The organism is Pedobacter yulinensis, from assembly GCF_003029735.1.
GTDB lineage: Bacteria > Bacteroidota > Bacteroidia > Sphingobacteriales > Sphingobacteriaceae > Pedobacter > Pedobacter yulinensis.
The window spans coordinates 74,591-91,629 of the sequence record NZ_KZ686270.1 but is presented as its reverse complement, the minus strand read 5'-3'; the positions used below and the strand labels follow the sequence as shown (position 1 = coordinate 91,629).

The following is a 17,039-nucleotide window of genomic DNA, read 5'->3' as shown; positions in this document are numbered from 1 at the left end:
AGGTGAAAATTGAAACGCGCTGCCTGGAATAAATATTATTTTTACTAAGTCTAAATAAGAGTATATATTTGCGGCAACTCAAACAACCTTCATGTACAAACAACTCCTGTATTTAACCGCATTCGTCCTGTTTTTTTCAGCAACAGCTGCAGCGCAGACCTCAGGTCTGGTTACAGGCAAAGTAACCGATACGCTGGACCGTCCCTTGCCTGGGGCTAACGTGGTAATCCGTAAGCTTGATCTTCGCACCTCGGCCGATGCAACGGGAGCATTTCGCCTGGCCGGTGTACCGGCAGGCCGGTATACCGTGCGGATTTCAAGCACCGGCTACAGGCCTGTTGAGTTGTCCGTGCAGGTTCATGCTGCCGGCGAAGCCAGCCTGGCTGTCAGATTGCAGGACCTGGCCGCAGACCTGTCAGATGTCGTTGTTTCGGCCAGCCGTCGCGCAGAATCGCTTTCCCAGACGCCCTCATCGGTTACCGTTGTGAGCGAAAAAGACATCCGGACCCAGTCGGCGATCAGTCCGAACCTGGCAAACATCCTGGCCTTCAGTGTTCCGGGACTGGGTACATCGACCAATCAGACCGGTAATTCAGGGCAAACGCTTCGGGGCCGCAATGTCCTGGTCCTGATAGACGGGATCCCGCAATCAACACCGCTGCGTGCGGGTGGCCGGGATATCCGCAGCATTGATCCTGCAGTTATCGGGAGGATAGAAGTCATCAAAGGAGCTACCGCCATTTACGGCAACGGTGCTGAAGGCGGCCTGATCAACTACCTGACCAAACGAGGCGATACCAGCCGCAAACTGGGTGGTTATTCACAGCTTGGCCTGACCGGGAATACGCGTGGAGACAGCACGGTCGGCTACCGCGCCGTGCAGCAGCTCTTTGGTAAAGCAGGCCGGATCGACTACATGGTCAGTGGTGCCTTTGAAAAAACAGGCGTTTACCGCGATGCCGAAGGCCTTGTAATCTCGCCCGACTACGGGCTTGGAGAAACCAGGTCTTACAACGGTTTTACAAAAATCGGCTATACGCTGTCGGCTAAACAGCGACTGGAGCTGATGTACAATTATTTCAGTTCACGCCAGCAGTCTGACTATGTTCTGAAAAACGGCGTGTATGGGCAGCGCCCCGCCATAGGCATTCGGGGTACCCGTGGCGGCGCTGAAGAAGGAACGCGGTACAACCACAATGCAAACCTGCAATATACCAATCAGCGCATCTTTGGTAAAACTGACCTGGCGGCAAATGTATACTTCCAGGATTTTTACACGATCTACTCTCAGGTGGCCTCTTTTTACGGCGGCGGACAGTCGGCCATCAAGTCGGCTAAAAAAGGCGCCCGGGCCAGCCTGAACACGCCATTGGTTTTCTCAGACGCGGTTTCAGCACAACTTAATTACGGGATAGACCTGATGAATGACCGCACCTCGCAAAGCCTGGTCGACGGCCGGCTTTGGGTGCCTGACATGAATATGGTCAATTTTGCGCCTTACCTGCAGACCTCTACTAACCTGTTCAGCGACCTGACCATCAAGGCCGGGCTGCGGGCAGAGAACATCAATATAGCTGTAGACGACTTCAATACGCTTGCGACCGGGCCCAACGGGCAGGGAAGTATTGCCGTGAGGGGCGGAACACTGAACTACAATGCTTTTGTTTTTAATGCAGGTGCACGTTATTCCGCATCGAGGTATTTTAATCCGTTTGTGAGTTATGCCCAGTCTTTTTCAGTTTTCGAACTGGGCCGGGTACTGCGGGCTGCGAAAGCGAATACCCTTGAACAGCTGGAAACCAAACCCATTATCGTGAACAACTACGAAGGCGGGTTCAGCAGCCAGGTGGGACCGCTCAATTTCAGTGCGGCGTATTACTACAGTACATCCCGGCTTGGCGCCAACCTGCTCGAAGTAAACGGTGTTTACATTTCCCAGCGCATCCCTGAACATGTATGGGGTTACGAACTGCAGGCCGATATTGAAGTTCTTAAGGGCGTCAATATTGGCGGAAATTATGCGCAAGTAGAAGGCAAAGGTGATGTAGACAATGATGGCAATTTTGACGGGGAGAAAGACGTATACCTGAACACAACCCGCATTCCACCTTCGAAAGCAACGGCTTACCTGAGCGTTTCGGCCGTATCTGATCTTTCGCTGCAGTTAAACTGGACACGCATTGGCAACCGTGACCGCTTTGCACCGAACGCTGCCGGGAAGTACCTGATCGGCGAAGGGCCGGTTCGCGCCTACCACTTGTTCAACTTTTCTGCCGGTTACCGGGCCGGTAAAGCCATTAGCCTTAACCTGGGCGTTGAAAACCTCTTTAATCATGTTTATTATCCTGCCATTTCGCAGTTTTATGGCAGCGACGGCATTTATGCCCGCGGCAATGGCCGTCGTTTTAACCTTTCTGTTGGCTTTACGTACTGATCATGTTGCGCGGTTTGAAAAAATTAGCAGGCAAACTGCACCTCTGGCTGGGACTGGCCACCGGACTGATCGTCATTATTATCGGGCTGACAGGCTGCCTGTATGTTTTCGAAGCTGAACTGCGGCAATGGTCGCAGGCCGACTACCTCAGCGTACCGGCGCGTGCACAGCCCCGGCTGACGCTTGACCGGCTGCTGGATTCGGCACGGCTTGCCGCACAGGGCAGCAAGATCATGCAGGTGCGGGTTACCGAACAACAGCCCGGTGCCACGGTGGCCATGGTTACAAAAGACCAGCGGGTCCTTTTCCTCGATCCGTACACGGGCCTGGTGGTACACAGGGGTGGGCAGGACTGGCTGGCGGTTGTTCAGTCTATTCATATTTCGCTGCTCCTTGGTGAGACAGGCAAAGCGATCATCAAGTGGTCTGTAGTGATCTTCGTGCTCATGCTGGCCACCGGGCTTATTCTTTGGTTCCCGGGGCAGCTGCGGCTGCTCAGGCAATCGCTTACGATTAAACGAAAAGCTTCGTTCAAACGCCTCAATTACGATCTGCATAATGTGCTTGGCTTTTACGCCTCGTTCGTACTGCTGATTACAGCCTGTTCGGGGTTGTTCTTTGCTTTTAAAGAAGTCAAATCGGCGGTTGCCTTCTTCACGGGATCCCGGATTAGCGAGGGCATAGTTCCTGCGACACCCGTTCGCTTTTCTGGGAACGAGCCGGCAATGTACCGGCAAATGTATGAATGGGCGTCGTTACGCTACCCTGGTGCAGGCCAGGCCTCGTTTTCAGTTCGTAAGAACGGCGAACTGCGGCTCCGGCTGCTTTTCCCCTACAAGTGGTACCGGAAACAACACACTTTTTTCTTCAACGCAGAGAACGGTACACTAAAGCGCTATAAACTGTATCCTTCGTTTAGCCGTGCTGACAAGGCCGAAGCACTGAACTATGACCTGCACACGGGGCAGCTGTTCGGCCTGCCCGGAAAGATTCTGGCCTGTCTCGCAAGCCTGACCGCGGCCAGTTTGCCGGTAACCGGCTTTATCATCTGGTGGAAAAAAGGCCGGAAAAGGAAGCCGCGCACACGCAGGCATCGCAAATTGCGTCTTAGTTTGGGTAAAAGCGCCGCGCTTCCAGCAGAATTGAGCTGATCGTTCCAGCGTCCAGGTCCTGGTGTGGATCTACCAGCAGGATCCGCACCCGGGCGCGCCCTTCGGCAAGCAGCAGTGGGTGGCTGAGTCTGCGGCCTTCCATGATGCCGATATACGGCTGCCGGTACTGCCGGTGGTGCCTGAGGTAACAGAACATTTTTCCGTGCAGGTAATAAAACGGCATGCGGTATTTCCACGCTTCGGTCATCGCCGGATCCAGTTGCAGGATCAGCCTGCGCAGGAAATGAAGACAGGACCGTTCCGGTTCAGGCCGCGCGGCGAAATAGGCATCGAGGGGGCTCAGCTCATCTTCCATCTTTCCGAAGGTCGTCAAAAGCCTCCGAATTTCAAACTAAACCTGCTCGGCGCTAAGCTGGGTCAGAAGAGTCGCTGTGTCGGTAATCTCGGCAAACTCGCCGTTCAGGCTGGCCAGCGACACATCGTGGATGGTTTCTGCTGAAAACGCCTTCCCATCATGGCCGGTTTTGGCAAAGGCGACGGTAGCATCGTCCAGCACGGTGGTCTGAAAACCCAGGTTGGCAGCCATGCGCGCGGTCGTGGATACGCAATGATCTGTCGTGAATCCGGCTACAACAACCGCTTCGATGCCGGCCGCCTGCAGTTGCGTTAACAGGTCGGTCCCGATAAAAGCGCTGTTTGCACTTTTGCTGATGACCGTTTCGCCGGGAAGCGGCCGGGCAACCTCCATAAACGCATTACCTGGAAGGCCGTCCTGCAGGGGCGATCCGGGGCTTACAGAACAATGCCTGATATGGAAAAGGGGCAGTGAAGCCTGGCGCCATGCCTGCAGAAGCGCCGCTATCTGTGACTCTGCACCCGGGTTGTTGCGGCTGCCACCCCAATAGGCGATGTCTTTGAAAGCCTCCTGGATATCAATCATCAGCAAGGCTGTGTGTGGTGTGATTTTCATGTTGTTGGGATTGGATGATTCAAAAATAGCCGCAAGTGGATCTTCCCGAAAGAGCCATTATAGCGAATTTTGCAGTGCCAATTTTTGATGCGGAAGATTTAAAATGCTTTCATTTTATTTATTTAGTTTTACGGGCATACATGACGCGACATGAAAACGAAACCGGCTGCGCTTACACTCCTGCTGTTCCAGGCTTTATGGGTTCAGGCCCAGTATAAAATGGATATTCAGGGCCACCGGGGCTGCAGGGGGCTGATGCCCGAAAATTCCATTCCAGCCATGTACCATGCCATTGATCTGGGCACACCGACGCTCGAGTTTGACTGTGTCATTTCACAGGACCAAGCGGTGGTGGTTTCTCATGACCCTTTCATGGCTGCTGCTTTTATGCTGAAGCCTGACGGGTCAGCGATCAGTAAAGCAGAATCCAGGAAACTCTTGTTGTACCAGATGCGCTATGACAGCATCAGGAAGTACGACGGCGGAATGAAGCCCCATGCCGACTTTCCGGATCAGAAAAAGACGCCGGTTTACCGGCCGCTGCTGGGCGATCTGCTGGACAGCGTGGAGCGGTATTGCCGCGTAAACCGGCGTAGACCGGTTCGCTACAGCATAGAGATTAAAACAACTCCAGGTGCAGATGGCATCAGCCAGCCAGAACCGGAAACATTTGTCAGGCTTGTTATGGCGCAGATTGTGCGGCGCGGTTTACAGAAGCGGGTCACCATCCAGTCTTACGATGCCCGGATCCTGCAGGTATTGCACCATACTTATCCCCGGCAGGAGGTCGCTTACCTGATTAGGAAGGGTGAAGAAGATTATGCCGCGAACCTGGCTTTCCTTGGTTTTAAACCCGCTTACGTCAGTATCTCAAGCGCGACCGTAAGCCCGGATTTCGTTGCAGCTGCGCACCGGGATGGCACGCGGGTCATTACCGGGGTGGTAAATGACGTACCTTTAATGGAGAAAATGCTGCTGATGGGAGTTGATGGCATTATAACCGATTACCCTGACCGGGCGCTCAAACACCAGGCCGACCGGAAAAAGGGTATACGCCGCAGCACCCCCTAGCAGGTCAGGCTGTTGCCCCGCGCAATGCAGCGAGGTATTTGTCGACATAACTCCCGAGGTCTTTTTGTTTGTATTGCATGATAAACCGCGGGTGTTCCAGCGCGGTGATGTGCGGAAAAAACTGATGTTGCTCGTTCAGTTTGCGCAGAAATTTCTCGTTTTGGCCGGTGCCGAGGCAAAAACAGCGGTCTCTGGTTATGTTCAGGTTTTTCAGTGTCCTGATGTTATCAACGATATAGCCGCCGGTGGCCGCCAATAAAGCCGCGCTGTCGTAATAATTGTAGTTTTTTTCTTTCCCAGCGTTGTCTACGGCGACAAACCCCAGGGGCGACAAAGAGTTGATCAAAAAATCGCCGTAAAATTTTTCAGGTCCGCCGTAAGCGGCAATAACCTCATAGATGAAGACCGACGAAGGTTCATGGGCCGGCTTTCCAGGGAAAGGAAGTCCGCAGACACTTTCCATGCGTTTCGGATCCGTGAAGGGTACTCCGGTGAGACCGGCGCCGAACCGGCCTGGGTTAATGCCCAATATCAGCTGCCGCGGCCGGTCGTCGCTGTAATACTTCCGGTAAAACGCTTCAGAAAGTTCAAGTGCCAGGGCATTCTCTCTAAAAGGATTCATGACCCGGATGCCCGGCGGTAGCGGCAGACCGGTGTATTCCAGGTTGCGGTTGTAACGGATCACTTGTTCGGCAAAGGTCATACACAAAAGTAAACATTTAGGAAAGCCGCCTCGGGGGCAACTGTTATTTCTTCGTTTCTGTCGCTGCCCAGCCGTTTTATCGCCCTTCGTACCGAATTGATTACAGTCTGGTTATTTTCTTTCTTTTTAAGTAGTATTGATTACACACACACATGTAACCGATATGAAAAATTTATTCATCATCGCCCTGGCCTGCTATGGCCTTGGCGCACGGGCGCAGCAGCAGCCCTCAGGGAATTACCTTTACCTGTATTCAGACTCGCTGGTACAGGCAGAACGCATCAGGCTGCGGGCCGATGCCTTGAATTCATTTTATTTCCGTGCCGACTCGCGGCGGGTACCCGCTTCGCAGGTTAAGTTCTTCAGCAGTGATGAAGGTTTTTTCGCCAACACACGCCGGTTGAACCTTGCAAACGTTTCTTCCTTTTCTGAACGCATTTTGGAAGGCCGGCTCAACCTTTACCAGCAGCAACCTTACCTGGGCGATGTGGGCAGCGGGTATTATGGCCGCCGCCGGCCTGTGCCCGAAATGGTCGATACGCGAATGTATTACAACAAGGGATTTGAAGACCTGAAACGTGTTAGCTACGCCAACCTGTCCGGGGATCTGGCAGATAATCCGCAAAGCCTGGCTATACTGGAGCGCTACAGGCAAAAAAGGAGAACCTCAACCATTATGTACGGTGCGGCGGGCGCCGCAATCCTGGGGGGCCTTGCAGCTTTCCTTGTTACGGGAGCAAACACCAACCTTTCTGCCGGAAGGCGCCCGCAGTTTGGGGCGAGTCTGCTGCTGCTTGGCATCGGCAGCGGTCTTGCCGTTGGCGGGTATACTACCGGAGCATCGGCGGGAAGGCACCTGGAAGATGCGGTAGATCATTATAACAGGCACTGAGTAAAAATGTCCGGAGGGTTCCCTACCTTCCGGACATTTTGAATGGCATGGTGCACAGGCCGGCTAACTGGCGCAATGCAGCTGCCGCATGCCGTTCGGAGATGAACGGATGGGAGCGTCCAGGTTACCAACCGCAAAAAACCTTCCTGATGTCATTTTAGTGCCAGCGGGCACCGGCATGCAATCGCGTCATGCAGAATTTCTTAGCTTTGCGGTCGCTGCGGCAACCGCTGCGGGCAGCACACGAGCAAACCACTATGACAGGCAGATTTTCGAAATTACTTTCGTCAGGGGCCGGGCCGGGCGGGGGCACCTCGCTCCTGGAAGCTCAGCTCAGGCTCTTTTACCTGATGCTTGGCGCCAACATCATCAAGGGCGGAATTTATTTGTACGACGCGGTATACAACCATGCCGGAAAAGGGAGTGTACGTTCCATCCGCCTGATGGTGACCTCGGCATTACTGATTTTGCTCTTGCGCAGGTTTCCGAGGCTGGCCTACTGGGGCATTCACTATGCCGTTATTGGTACGATCCTGCATATTTATTACCGTGCCTTCAACGTCTATACCGGTAGCGACGTTGTAACGGTGCAATGTATATTCATGGTCGTTATCTCAGCCTTTTATGGCCTGGGCCGGGTCTGGGGCGCCGTCTATACGGTCATTGCCGCGGCCGGCGTTGTGCTCGTCCATTATATTGGTTTCCGCTGGACTGGCCTGCAACCCTTGCCGGGCATGCTGTCTGATCTGTATGTTGCTATAAATTTCCTGGTTATCCTGCTGTCGCACTGGTATTTTCACCGGGTGTTGTTTGACAACCTTGAGCAAAGCGCTTCGCTCAGCAAGCGGCTTGCCGAAGTAGCGGAGACAAAAAGCAATTTCCTCTCTACCATGTCGCACGAACTGCGTACGCCGCTGAACTCCGTGATCGGTATTGCAGGGTTGCTCATTGCTGACAATGCGAATGCCAAACAGAAAGAACAGCTCGATGTGCTGAAGTATTCTGCAGAAGGGCTGCTGACGCTGATCAACGACATCCTGGATATCAATAAACTTGAATCGGGAAAACTGGAACTGGAATCAACCCCGTTTAGCCTCTCCAGGCTCATCCACAACATCGGGCAAGGCATGAAGTTTAAAGCCGACGAAAAGGCGCTTGCTTTCAAGGTTTCAATTGATCCCCGCCTGAGCGGTAAATATTTTAGCGGCGACCCGGCACGTCTGAACCAGATCATGTACAACCTGGTGGGCAATGCCATTAAATTTACCGAGGCGGGGGAGGTCGAAATGAGTGCAGCCGTGCTGGATGCCACTGATGGCGGGTATACGATCAGGTTTGCTGTTCGCGATACAGGCATAGGAATTTCGGAGAGCCAGCAGAAACACATTTTTGAGCCTTTTCAGCAGGCTTCGGTCAGTACAACCAGAAAGTTTGGCGGAACAGGGCTGGGGCTGGCCATTGTGCGCCAGCTGGTCGAGATGTTTGGCAGCGAAATTCACCTGGAAAGCCGTCCCGGCAAAGGAACGCAGTTCCATTTTGACCTGCGCCTCGAAGAAACTGAACCGATCATTTCTGAAACGCAGGCAGCGGCAGCTGTAACTGAAGAACTGGACCTGAGCCGTCTGCGCATCCTGCTGGCAGAAGATAACATGATGAATATTTTCTTCATGCAGCAGCTTTTCAGGCGTTGGAACATCAGCGCAGATATTGCCGAAAACGGCGAAGAGGTGCTTGCGCTGATGGAAAAGAAAGATTTTGACCTGATCCTGATGGACATGCACATGCCGGTGCTCGATGGTATGGAGGCCACTAAACGGATCAGGCAGCTCGAAGACCCGAAAAAAGCCTCGACCTACATCATAGCCCTGACGGCTTCGGTTTCTGACCAGATCCAGCGCCGGGTGATCGAATGCGGAATGGACGACTACCTGCACAAACCCTTTCAACTGGAAGAACTGCGTACGCGTCTGGCCAGCAAGGTGGTCTGACAGGCTGCCATTCGCGGCAGGCAACGGCAGTCCGGTTAGAGGTGCGGCGGGTTCATCCTGGGAATCCGGTAACGATCGCCTTTGGCCAGCAGTTTGACGTTGAGGTCCTGGATGGAAATGGTCTTGCCCGTACCGTATTCAAGTATGTTTGAATCTGAAATCTGGAACCCATCAATGATGATGACCGTTCCGCTGCCAATTACTTCAAGTTCGTTTCCGTTTTTGATCGTTACGGCCGTATCTTCTTCAATCCCCAGGCCGATGCAGGTTGGGTTAGTGGCGATGACCTGCGCCATCCTGACAAACCGCCCGCGGTCTACAAAATGGGTATCGATGCAGACATCTTTCAGGAATTCCAGGCCTGTCGTTACTTTTACTTCGCCGGTTAGCTGCTGGCTTTCTTTATTTCCCGCAAAAATCATGGGCGTTGACATGGCCATAGCGCCGGCACTGGTGCCGGCAAGTACAAGTCCGTCACCGATGTAACGCTGTTTCAAAATATAAAGCAACTCCGTCCCCCCGTAGAGCGAGGTGAGCTTCAGTTGGTCGCCTCCGGTAAAAAACACGCCGTCTGCGTTTTTCAGGCGCGCTGACAGGTCCGGATCGCGAACGTCGGTGCGTTTGTCGTGGTGTATGTGGCCGGGCACCGGTAAGGCAAGTTCCCGGAATGCCGCTTCATAGTCAGCAAATGTTTCCTCGCCTGCTGAACTGGCCGTTGTAATGAGCTCGATGGCCGGCTGCTTTTTTCCGGTAAGTTCAATAAACGTACGCAGCACCTCGAGCGGATGGTAGTTGGCTTTCTGAACTTTTGTTTCAGGTATGCCGGTTTTGTCTTCATGCCCGCCAACGATCAGCAGGGTACCATTGGGGGTCGGACAGCTGTTTTCTTTTTTCATGGTTAGATGATTTGAGTGGCAGGCAGGGTTGTATCCGCTCAGCCGCCGCATGAACAAAAACCGGTTCGCGGTTACCGGTGAGCCCCGGCCGTGTTACGCGCTATGCAGCGCCGGAATGACGGCTTGGCCAAAGGCCTCGATAAAGGCCCGTTGGTTGCGGTTTACGTTGTGTAGAATAATGCGTTCAAAACCCAGCGTCAGGTCTTGTTTCAGCCAGTCAATATGTTCTTCAGTATTGGACGATATCCGCACCATTTCATACATGTCCTCTTTGCGAACGAAAGCCCCGGCTGCGTCGAACTGTTCGGGGCTGGCCAGGTCGGCCAGCAGCGAAGGGGGCAGAATATTGGTTCGCCACTGGTCATGCGCACCGTCGAGTGCCTCAGCACTGGTCGGCGCATACGAGAGCTGAACTTTCAGGTGAATGGGTTTATCCTTGCCGCCGTTTTCCCGGAACGCAGCTACAACCGCCTGCATGGCCGGAAACGGCTGGTGTGCAGTCAGCAGACCATCGGCCCAGGTTGCGGCCCAGCGGGCGGTTTCTTCGCTCAGCGCCGCACAAAAAAGTCGGGGCTGCTGACTGGGGAGGGTATACAGGCGTGCATCCTGAACAGTTACCAGACCCGCATGGCTGACTGTTTCGCCGGCAAGCAGCCGGCGAATGACCGTTGCGCAGTCGAGCAGCCGCCGGTTGCGAACTGTTTTGTCCGGCCATTGCTGACCGGTAATGCTTTCGTTGATGGCTTCTCCGCTACCGAGTGCCACATCCAGGCGGCCGGGGAACATTTCGCATAGGGTGGCCAGCGCCTGCGCTACAATGGCAGGATGGTACCTTTGCCCCGGCGCACATACCATGCTGAAGGGCAGCGTGGTCAGCTGCATGGCCGCACCGAGCCAGGCGAAAGAAAGGCCGCTGTGACCCTGCCTTTCGCTCCAGGGATGAAAATGGTCTGAGGATGCAATGGCGTCGAAGCCGGCCTCTTCGGCCAGGATGGCCAGGTCTCTCAGTTCTGAAGGACTAAATTGTTCGTGTGATGCGTGGTAAGCCAGTTGTGTCATGTTACGCTGATAACACCGCCCAAAGAGATTTAGTTTAGCATGACTACCTCTGTTGCGCGGGCAGCCTGCTTCGCTGTGTCACAGGGCTATTTCTTAGCAGCAACCAGAACGGGATCGAAAATTGAACAGCCGCATAGATCGGGAATCAGGATCTTTACACCAGGCGGGCCAGGTAGCATAACAATTAAAAAGCCTGCGGTTTTACCGGCAGGCCTTTTGATACGGGTTGAAAGATAAAGCAGGGATGATTTAAGAATCAGGTTTGTTTAAGGTTGTTTTTTGTTAATTGTCCATTCGGCCATCTGGAAAAGTCGTGAGCCGCGGTTGGCCTTGAAGTAAATTCTGTAAAACTTGTAGGCCACGAAGTTGTCAAAGTGAAAAATTTTCGTGCTGCCGCGGTCGTTGTTTGGCGCCCACGGGCAACTGGTTACCGTGTGCAGGTCTGCATATTCAATACCATCGTGCGAGCCCTGTAAAATCCAGAATCTGGGGTCACGGTCGTTGGCGTCGTCGGCCGAGGTGAGGGTATAAGCCCCGACAACTTTCGGTTCCTTCAGCTCATAGGTGCAGCGCAGCGTACCGTCGAATTCAGACTGCAGGTACTTGGTCTTGGTATCGCCGTCAATAAGTTTGTTTGAACCTTCACGTGTATCGGGCCCCTGCGTACCCTCGCGGTTAACAGAGAAGGTGCCACCTACCGTGCGCATGTAGTTTTCACCGATCTTGGTCGGATCAAATGTGGGGTCTACAATATTCAGGTTCACTTCCATGGCTGCCGTATATCCCTGGCCGTTGCGGCTGGTTAAGCGCACCAGGTATTTGCCGGGAAAACGATACGTATGCTTCGGGTTGGCCTCGACCGAGGTGCTGTCATCACCGAATTGCCACAGCAGGCTTTTGAAATTCGTGGCGGTGCTCTTGAATTCGTATGTCAGGAACTTGCTCTGGTCTGGTACTGTATAGGTGAACCGGGCCGTAGGTTTTGGTTCATCAGGCTCGGGAGGTGTTTCGGCGGGTTCGTTTTTTTTGCACCGCGCTGTCAAAATCAGGAGAACTGCGCAGATGAAGAGGAGTCCTGTGTTCGATCTTAATGTAGCTTTCATGGTCTTTGTATTTATGGTGCAGGAAAGAGTTGCGATTTTGGAACCAGACGTTTACTGATGCCGGCAGCGGGCACTTCAAATTCAAGGTAGGCCTGTTGACCGCCTACGTTTTCGCGGTGGTGAGCTTCGATTTTGTACCGTTTGCCGCGTTCAAGCACAATTTTTCCGGTGCGGGTCGGCAGGTCCCAGCGCGTGGTAAAATCATCGACCAGGGCAACGCCATTGACATACAGCCTGGACCCGTCATCCCAGCGGGTCTGGTAAAAGATATATTCCCCCCGTACCGGAGCAAGGAATTCGCCCGTCCATTTAGAGGAAAAATTGTCAAGGCTCAGCCCTGCGCCCCTGGGCCAGTCATCTCCACTGAAACTGATCTCGGCATCTATGCGTACCGTTTTCGGAGTTTTCCCTTCGGCATTAAGCAGTTGGTTGTCTGTAAAATATTCGGCCTTTAAACCCGTGCCGTTCCCGGTAATGTACGAGTTGTTATCCAGGTTTACGTTCGGGTCTACGACAATTATGATCCGGCTGTTTACAGGATGCAGCACGTGATTAGTCGGGTTCTGGAGACTGACTGCAAAGGCAAATTTTTTATTGGCAACGATATTCGCATCGAAGACGGGCCAAGGAATCTGCAGCCGTGCAACCCCGGTGTTCAGACCGGTACCCACCCGTGCTATCGTGTCGAGTATGTATTCTTCAGGTTTGAGCAGGATCACATCTGCAGGCAGTTTGCCTTCAGCAATCAACCGAGCAACGGTATCCCGGTTTTCTTTGACAGCGACCGTGAAGGCCGTAGAGGCCTGGTTGCTGAGGCTGATGGTAAGTGGAATGGTAATGCCAGACAGGCCAACAGTATAATTGTTCTTATAGCTGATGTTATAGGTGCCGTTGCTCCCCGGCAGCGAGAGGTAATGCAGTTCTTCGGGCTTGAGCAGCTGGGTCGTGTTCATCACCACCAGGATGTTCGATTTTCCCGAGGCAATGCGGTTCCCTTTGCCGGGTTTGGCCAACCGGAGTGCGAATGCCAGCGTTTTTCCGAAATTTCGTTCGAGCACATACCGCCTGATTTTGGCAACTCCCCTGCCTGTATTGGTGCCATAACTGATGTTGATCACGTTTGGCAGTTCGAGTGCCTGGGCAGGCATAAGCATGGCATTGGGCAGCGCACCGCTGTTGATCAGCCCCGTCACCGTATCGTTGTTCAGTGTAATGCCGATCTCGAAAGCTTCTGCTGCTACCTTTTCCAGCGTAACGCTGAAGGGCACTGATACAATATCGTTGCCTTTCTCCACATCAGAAAGCACAATGCCTTCGCCGGTTACTGCGTTGGGTTGTTTGGGCGGCAATGACAGGTCTTCGAGCTGGGACTGTTTACAGGATTGGTAGGCCACTGCCGGCAGCAGCACCGCTGCTGCCAGTATCAATTTTTTTATGTACGTCATATTCATCTCTGTTGATTTTATTGGTCCAGCCAGACACGGCCATCAAGCTGCCAGCTCTGTTTGCTGGGGATTTTTAGCCAGTTAATAATCTGTGCGGGGATGTCGGCCGTTTGAGGAACCAGCAGCGCCAGCGTTTCGGTAGAAGGAGGGCACATCAGGTCATTGAAATTTTCCCATGCCGGGTTGCCAAGCAAATTGAAGTCACGTGCTTGCGGACTCAGATCGACCATTTTCGAGCCATTTCCGTCTGTAGCGGGCCAATAGCCTGCAATGAAAGACCAGTAGGGGTGACTCTGGTCAATCGAGGTTTCGCAGGAATACCTTGAAATCGTGGCTTCCGGCACCGATGTTCTGAAAAAGCGGATGTCGCTCACATACACGTCGGGTTCGCCATGACCGTTTCCGTTCAGGTAACCCAACTTGAGCGGGTTGTTGTTTGCCAGTGTGCCCGAATTGGTAATTTCCAGTTCGGTATTGAAACTGCCATTGGTGTAAGTTCTGATAAAATACTGTGTTCCGCGTTTTTCACATTTGACCGAGATGTGTTCCCAGCGGTTGGCCTTCAGATCGCCGCCGCGGCACTGCCGGTAATCGCCTGTATTTTTCGAGCCCCGCCATTCAAAATACCAGTATTTGTCTTCAAGGTAAATGACCCAGCCCGTTGTCGGATGGCCGCTCGACCACTCGCCCCGTTTCCCTAGAATGCTTGGCCAGTTGAAAATTTCCTGGTTTTTTTTAACCTTCAGTTCGATGGTAAAGGTCGAGGTATCGGTCAGGTTATAGGCTTCGGCCGAATCGATTTGTGCCCGTACGTCCTTTCCCTTCAGGCGTACCGTTTTGCCCAGGTAACGATTTCCGGTAAAGGGTTTGGCCACAATCCTCTGTTTATAGCCCGGTGAGTGGTAAATGACAAAGGTGTTTGCGGCCGTATTGCTGAATACGGTCTGGTCATCCTGGTTGGCGGGCAGCTGGTATTTGCCGCCACCGCTGGACGCAATGACAACGAGCCATTGCTCGTCAGCAAACGTAGACCTTTTTTTCAGCGCGGTCAGGATTTCGCCCACATAGCCATCGAACGTTTCTATGGCTGCTTTATAAGGAGCAAACGAATTGTCGAAACCTGACTGCTGTCCGGCGTTGTAGACTGAAGTAAAGTTACCGATAATGACAGCGGCCGTATCGGTACTTAATGAAGAGATGACCGCATTTTTTACAGCAGCATCTGTAGGCTGGACGTCTTTCTGATCTGCATCGGCGACCAGTTTGTTGAATACTGCAGAAGAGGAGTGCGAAACGATCCTGGTCTGCGCGCGCGTTTCCTTGATCCTTTTCAGAACAGCCGGGTAATTCTGCAGGTCTGCACCGGTCAGGTTTTCGTTCAGGATTTTGTGCTTTTCTTTCTTTACACCGGTAAGCATATTTGCCCAGTTGCTGACATTGCGCGTCGAGTCGGGATCGCTGAGCGACACCCAGCTGTAGATCGATTGCGGCAGCACCGCGTCAATGTTTGGCGTATTGGCTTCCAGTACGCTCTGGCCGCGGGCGCCGTCAACGATCAGGTACAAAACCTTCCGGTTGCCAAAACGGGCGGTAGCCGTGTCCAGGTTTTCGCGCTCTTCGATCATCCTGTCAAAACCTTTGTTGCAGGAAAAAATGGTTCCAAGTACGGTGAGGCCAAGGAAAACCAGAAGATGGTATGAATGGAATTTTTTCATGGATTTGTCCTTTTGTGCTATTGAATGGTTACCCGTGTCAGGTTGAAGGTGTTCTGATTGTCGAATCTTGAAAAACCGCCCATAATGAGCAGGGCTGGCTTGCCATCGGCCGAGGTGGTTTCTACAATGTCTTCGATGAATCCGTTAAAAGGCCCCGTGGCATTGTAGCCGGCGGCAAGGGTACCATCAGGGTTCAGGATCATGAAGCCGCTGCGGGTCACGTTGTCATATTTCTGAAAGCTGCCTGCCACAACGATCAGCCCGTTGCGCAGCTGCCTGGCAAAACCGGGATAACCGCCGAAAAATGCCTTCGGTACAAATCCCGGGTCAACCGAGCCATCTTCGTTGAGCATCACAAGTCCCGGCGACGGCCTGTCGTTGAATTGCGAAAACCCCCCGGTCAGGATATACTTGCGGGTAGTAGCGTTATAGGTAAGCGAACTTATGCCTTCGTTGGGTCCTTTTCCCGGATTAAAAGTGGGATCAGGTGTGCCGGCAGGGGTCAGGCGTATGATCCGGTTGGCAGGCTGCCCGTCAAAGGTGGTAAAGCTGCCGAAGACAACCAGGCGCTCATCGGTATGCATATAGGTGTCAATTGGGCCGTTTGCACTTACCCCGCCCTTGTTTGTCCCGGCATTGAAGCGGTAGGTTTTATCGAGTGAACCGTCTAGGTTAAAACGGATGATCTGCCTGATCTCGGTACTGTCTACGATTACCGTGTCCCTTGTGAAATCATAGTTAGGTTTGTCATAAATCCGCTTTACGTAATGTGTAAAATTCCCCGTAGCGAGAATTTTCCCCTGGTGGCTGTAAAGTCTGTTGATAAATCCGGTCGTACCCCCATTGAAGCGCGGAAACCACTTCTGGGTCACCGTATCGGTACTGGTTGGCCGCCTGGCGGTTTGAATTTTGACGGTATCTATTGAGCCATTTACGAAAAGACTGGTCAGGTTGCTGATGTTCTCGGTGCGCTGGTTGTACCCGCTGAAACCGCCGGCGATGATGTACCTGCCGCCAATTTCAATAATACGTGAAAGCTGCCCGTTGGCACCTTTCCCGGTTCTGAACGTGCGGTCATATTCACCGTCGCGCGATGTTCTGGCTATCCGATTGATGGGCAGAATGTTGGAGATGCCCTTGTTGTCGTAATTCGTAAAGCCGCCTACCACAATGTTCCGCCCGTCAGGCAATTCGTAAACCTGGCTCACAAAACCGTTTGTTCCTGCAGGCACACGGAAAGAAGGATCCAGGTTGATGAAACCCGTTACCCTGAACTCTGGCCCGATGACCAGCTGGTCGCCGATGGCGATAGAGGTCACGCCGCTGCTTGCTACAGCTGGTACTTTTACGCGGATTGATGTTTCTGTAATCTGGACAACTTCCGCCTTTTCTCCGTTAAATAAAAAACTGAGCTGGTCTTTGTATTTATCGAGGCCTGTTGCCTTAAATGTTACCTCGGTACCTGCCGATCCCTGGGCGGGGCTGGGAGGTTCTGTCTGGCTGAGCGCAACACCCAGCGGCGTTTTACCGTCTGCATAGGGGTCATCGAAAACCTCGGGCCCTTCCTTACAGCTTTGCAGGGCCAGCAGGCCGATGGCTAAGCCGAGCATAATTTGTCTACATGTTTTCATATCTGGTTTCAGCTTAGCCG

14 protein-coding genes are annotated in these 17,039 nt (G+C 53.1%); 5 read left to right on the top strand and 9 right to left on the bottom strand.

The window, feature by feature from the left end; all coding sequences use genetic code 11:
* Nucleotides 1–91: 91 nt before the first annotated feature.
* A complete protein-coding gene (locus tag C7T94_RS14855) occupies nt 92–2,434 on the top strand; it encodes a TonB-dependent receptor (RefSeq protein ID WP_107216204.1) in 2,343 nt (780 codons plus the stop codon).
* A 14-nt stretch (nt 2,435–2,448) separates the two neighbouring features.
* A complete protein-coding gene (locus tag C7T94_RS14850) occupies nt 2,449–3,585 on the top strand; it encodes a PepSY-associated TM helix domain-containing protein (RefSeq protein WP_239495036.1) in 1,137 nt (378 codons plus the stop codon).
* Here C7T94_RS14850 and C7T94_RS14845 read toward each other — a convergent pair.
* Together C7T94_RS14845 and C7T94_RS14840 are read right to left on the bottom strand one after the other, a co-directional pair.
* On the bottom strand, nt 3,542–3,919 hold the full coding sequence (locus C7T94_RS14845) for a DUF1801 domain-containing protein (protein WP_239495035.1): 378 nt from the start codon (nt 3,917–3,919) through the stop codon (nt 3,542–3,544). The genes C7T94_RS14850 and C7T94_RS14845 overlap by 44 nt on opposite strands.
* Before the next feature lie 18 nt (nt 3,920–3,937).
* Nucleotides 3,938–4,516, bottom strand: a complete 579-nt coding sequence (locus tag C7T94_RS14840; protein ID WP_107216201.1) for a cysteine hydrolase family protein — start codon at nt 4,514–4,516, stop codon at nt 3,938–3,940.
* A 150-nt stretch (nt 4,517–4,666) separates the two neighbouring features.
* On the opposite strand from C7T94_RS14840, the gene C7T94_RS14835 reads away from it, so the two are divergent.
* Complete coding sequence (locus tag C7T94_RS14835) at nt 4,667–5,587, top strand: glycerophosphodiester phosphodiesterase family protein (RefSeq protein ID WP_107216200.1); 921 nt, start codon at nt 4,667–4,669, stop codon at nt 5,585–5,587.
* Nucleotides 5,588–5,591: 4 nt separating this feature from the next.
* Here the strand turns inward: C7T94_RS14835 and C7T94_RS14830 are convergent, their stop codons facing one another.
* A complete protein-coding gene (locus C7T94_RS14830; RefSeq protein WP_107216199.1) occupies nt 5,592–6,290 on the bottom strand; it encodes a uracil-DNA glycosylase family protein in 699 nt (232 codons plus the stop codon).
* 163 nt (nt 6,291–6,453) lie between these two features.
* Between C7T94_RS14830 and C7T94_RS14825 the strand changes: the two genes are divergently transcribed.
* Both C7T94_RS14825 and C7T94_RS14820 read left to right on the top strand, forming a co-directional pair.
* Nucleotides 6,454–7,182: a hypothetical protein gene (locus tag C7T94_RS14825; RefSeq protein WP_107216198.1), complete on the top strand. Its 729-nt coding sequence runs from the start codon at nt 6,454–6,456 to the stop codon at nt 7,180–7,182.
* Nucleotides 7,183–7,439: 257 nt separating this feature from the next.
* Nucleotides 7,440–9,170 carry an ATP-binding protein gene (locus C7T94_RS14820; RefSeq protein ID WP_162618722.1) on the top strand — a complete coding sequence of 577 codons (1,731 nt, stop codon included), beginning with the start codon at nt 7,440–7,442 and terminating at the stop codon, nt 9,168–9,170.
* 35 nt (nt 9,171–9,205) lie between these two features.
* Here C7T94_RS14820 and C7T94_RS14815 read toward each other — a convergent pair whose 3' ends face one another.
* The 6 genes from C7T94_RS14815 to C7T94_RS14790 all read right to left on the bottom strand — a co-directional run bounded on the left by C7T94_RS14815 (nt 9,206) and on the right by C7T94_RS14790 (nt 17,019).
* Nucleotides 9,206–10,066 (bottom strand): cyanophycinase, encoded by an 861-nt coding sequence (locus tag C7T94_RS14815; RefSeq protein WP_162618721.1) that lies wholly within the window; start codon nt 10,064–10,066, stop codon nt 9,206–9,208.
* A gap of 93 nt (nt 10,067–10,159) precedes the next feature.
* Complete coding sequence (locus tag C7T94_RS14810; protein WP_107216195.1) at nt 10,160–11,125, bottom strand: TIGR03885 family FMN-dependent LLM class oxidoreductase; 966 nt, start codon at nt 11,123–11,125, stop codon at nt 10,160–10,162.
* A 266-nt stretch (nt 11,126–11,391) separates the two neighbouring features.
* A complete protein-coding gene (locus C7T94_RS14805) occupies nt 11,392–12,228 on the bottom strand; it encodes a PKD domain-containing protein (protein ID WP_107216194.1) in 837 nt (278 codons plus the stop codon).
* 11 nt (nt 12,229–12,239) lie between these two features.
* On the bottom strand, nt 12,240–13,673 hold the full coding sequence (locus C7T94_RS14800) for a PA14 domain-containing protein (protein ID WP_162618720.1): 1,434 nt from the start codon (nt 13,671–13,673) through the stop codon (nt 12,240–12,242).
* A 17-nt stretch (nt 13,674–13,690) separates the two neighbouring features.
* The gene (locus C7T94_RS14795; protein WP_107216192.1) at nt 13,691–15,388 is read right to left on the bottom strand and encodes a DUF4983 domain-containing protein; all 1,698 of its coding nucleotides are present in this window, start codon (nt 15,386–15,388) and stop codon (nt 13,691–13,693) included.
* A gap of 17 nt (nt 15,389–15,405) precedes the next feature.
* Nucleotides 15,406–17,019 carry a DUF5008 domain-containing protein gene (locus tag C7T94_RS14790; protein WP_107216191.1) on the bottom strand — a complete coding sequence of 538 codons (1,614 nt, stop codon included), beginning with the start codon at nt 17,017–17,019 and terminating at the stop codon, nt 15,406–15,408.
* Nucleotides 17,020–17,039 lie beyond the last annotated feature (20 nt).

Excerpts from the sequence above, each read along its gene's own strand:
- C7T94_RS14855 (WP_107216204.1), top strand. The coding sequence starts at position 92 with ATGTACAAACAACTCCTGTATTTAACCGCATTCGTCCTGTTTTTTTCA.
- C7T94_RS14840 (WP_107216201.1), bottom strand. The coding sequence starts at position 4,516 with ATGAAAATCACACCACACACAGCCTTGCTGATGATTGATATCCAGGAG.
- C7T94_RS14835 (WP_107216200.1), top strand. The coding sequence starts at position 4,667 with ATGAAAACGAAACCGGCTGCGCTTACACTCCTGCTGTTCCAGGCTTTA.
- C7T94_RS14830 (WP_107216199.1), bottom strand. The coding sequence starts at position 6,290 with ATGACCTTTGCCGAACAAGTGATCCGTTACAACCGCAACCTGGAATAC.
- C7T94_RS14825 (WP_107216198.1), top strand. The coding sequence starts at position 6,454 with ATGAAAAATTTATTCATCATCGCCCTGGCCTGCTATGGCCTTGGCGCA.
- C7T94_RS14820 (WP_162618722.1), top strand. The coding sequence starts at position 7,440 with ATGACAGGCAGATTTTCGAAATTACTTTCGTCAGGGGCCGGGCCGGGC.
- C7T94_RS14815 (WP_162618721.1), bottom strand. The coding sequence starts at position 10,066 with ATGAAAAAAGAAAACAGCTGTCCGACCCCCAATGGTACCCTGCTGATC.
- C7T94_RS14810 (WP_107216195.1), bottom strand. The coding sequence starts at position 11,125 with ATGACACAACTGGCTTACCACGCATCACACGAACAATTTAGTCCTTCA.
- C7T94_RS14805 (WP_107216194.1), bottom strand. The coding sequence starts at position 12,228 with ATGAAAGCTACATTAAGATCGAACACAGGACTCCTCTTCATCTGCGCA.
- C7T94_RS14800 (WP_162618720.1), bottom strand. The coding sequence starts at position 13,673 with ATGACGTACATAAAAAAATTGATACTGGCAGCAGCGGTGCTGCTGCCG.
- C7T94_RS14795 (WP_107216192.1), bottom strand. The coding sequence starts at position 15,388 with ATGAAAAAATTCCATTCATACCATCTTCTGGTTTTCCTTGGCCTCACC.
- C7T94_RS14790 (WP_107216191.1), bottom strand. The coding sequence starts at position 17,019 with ATGAAAACATGTAGACAAATTATGCTCGGCTTAGCCATCGGCCTGCTG.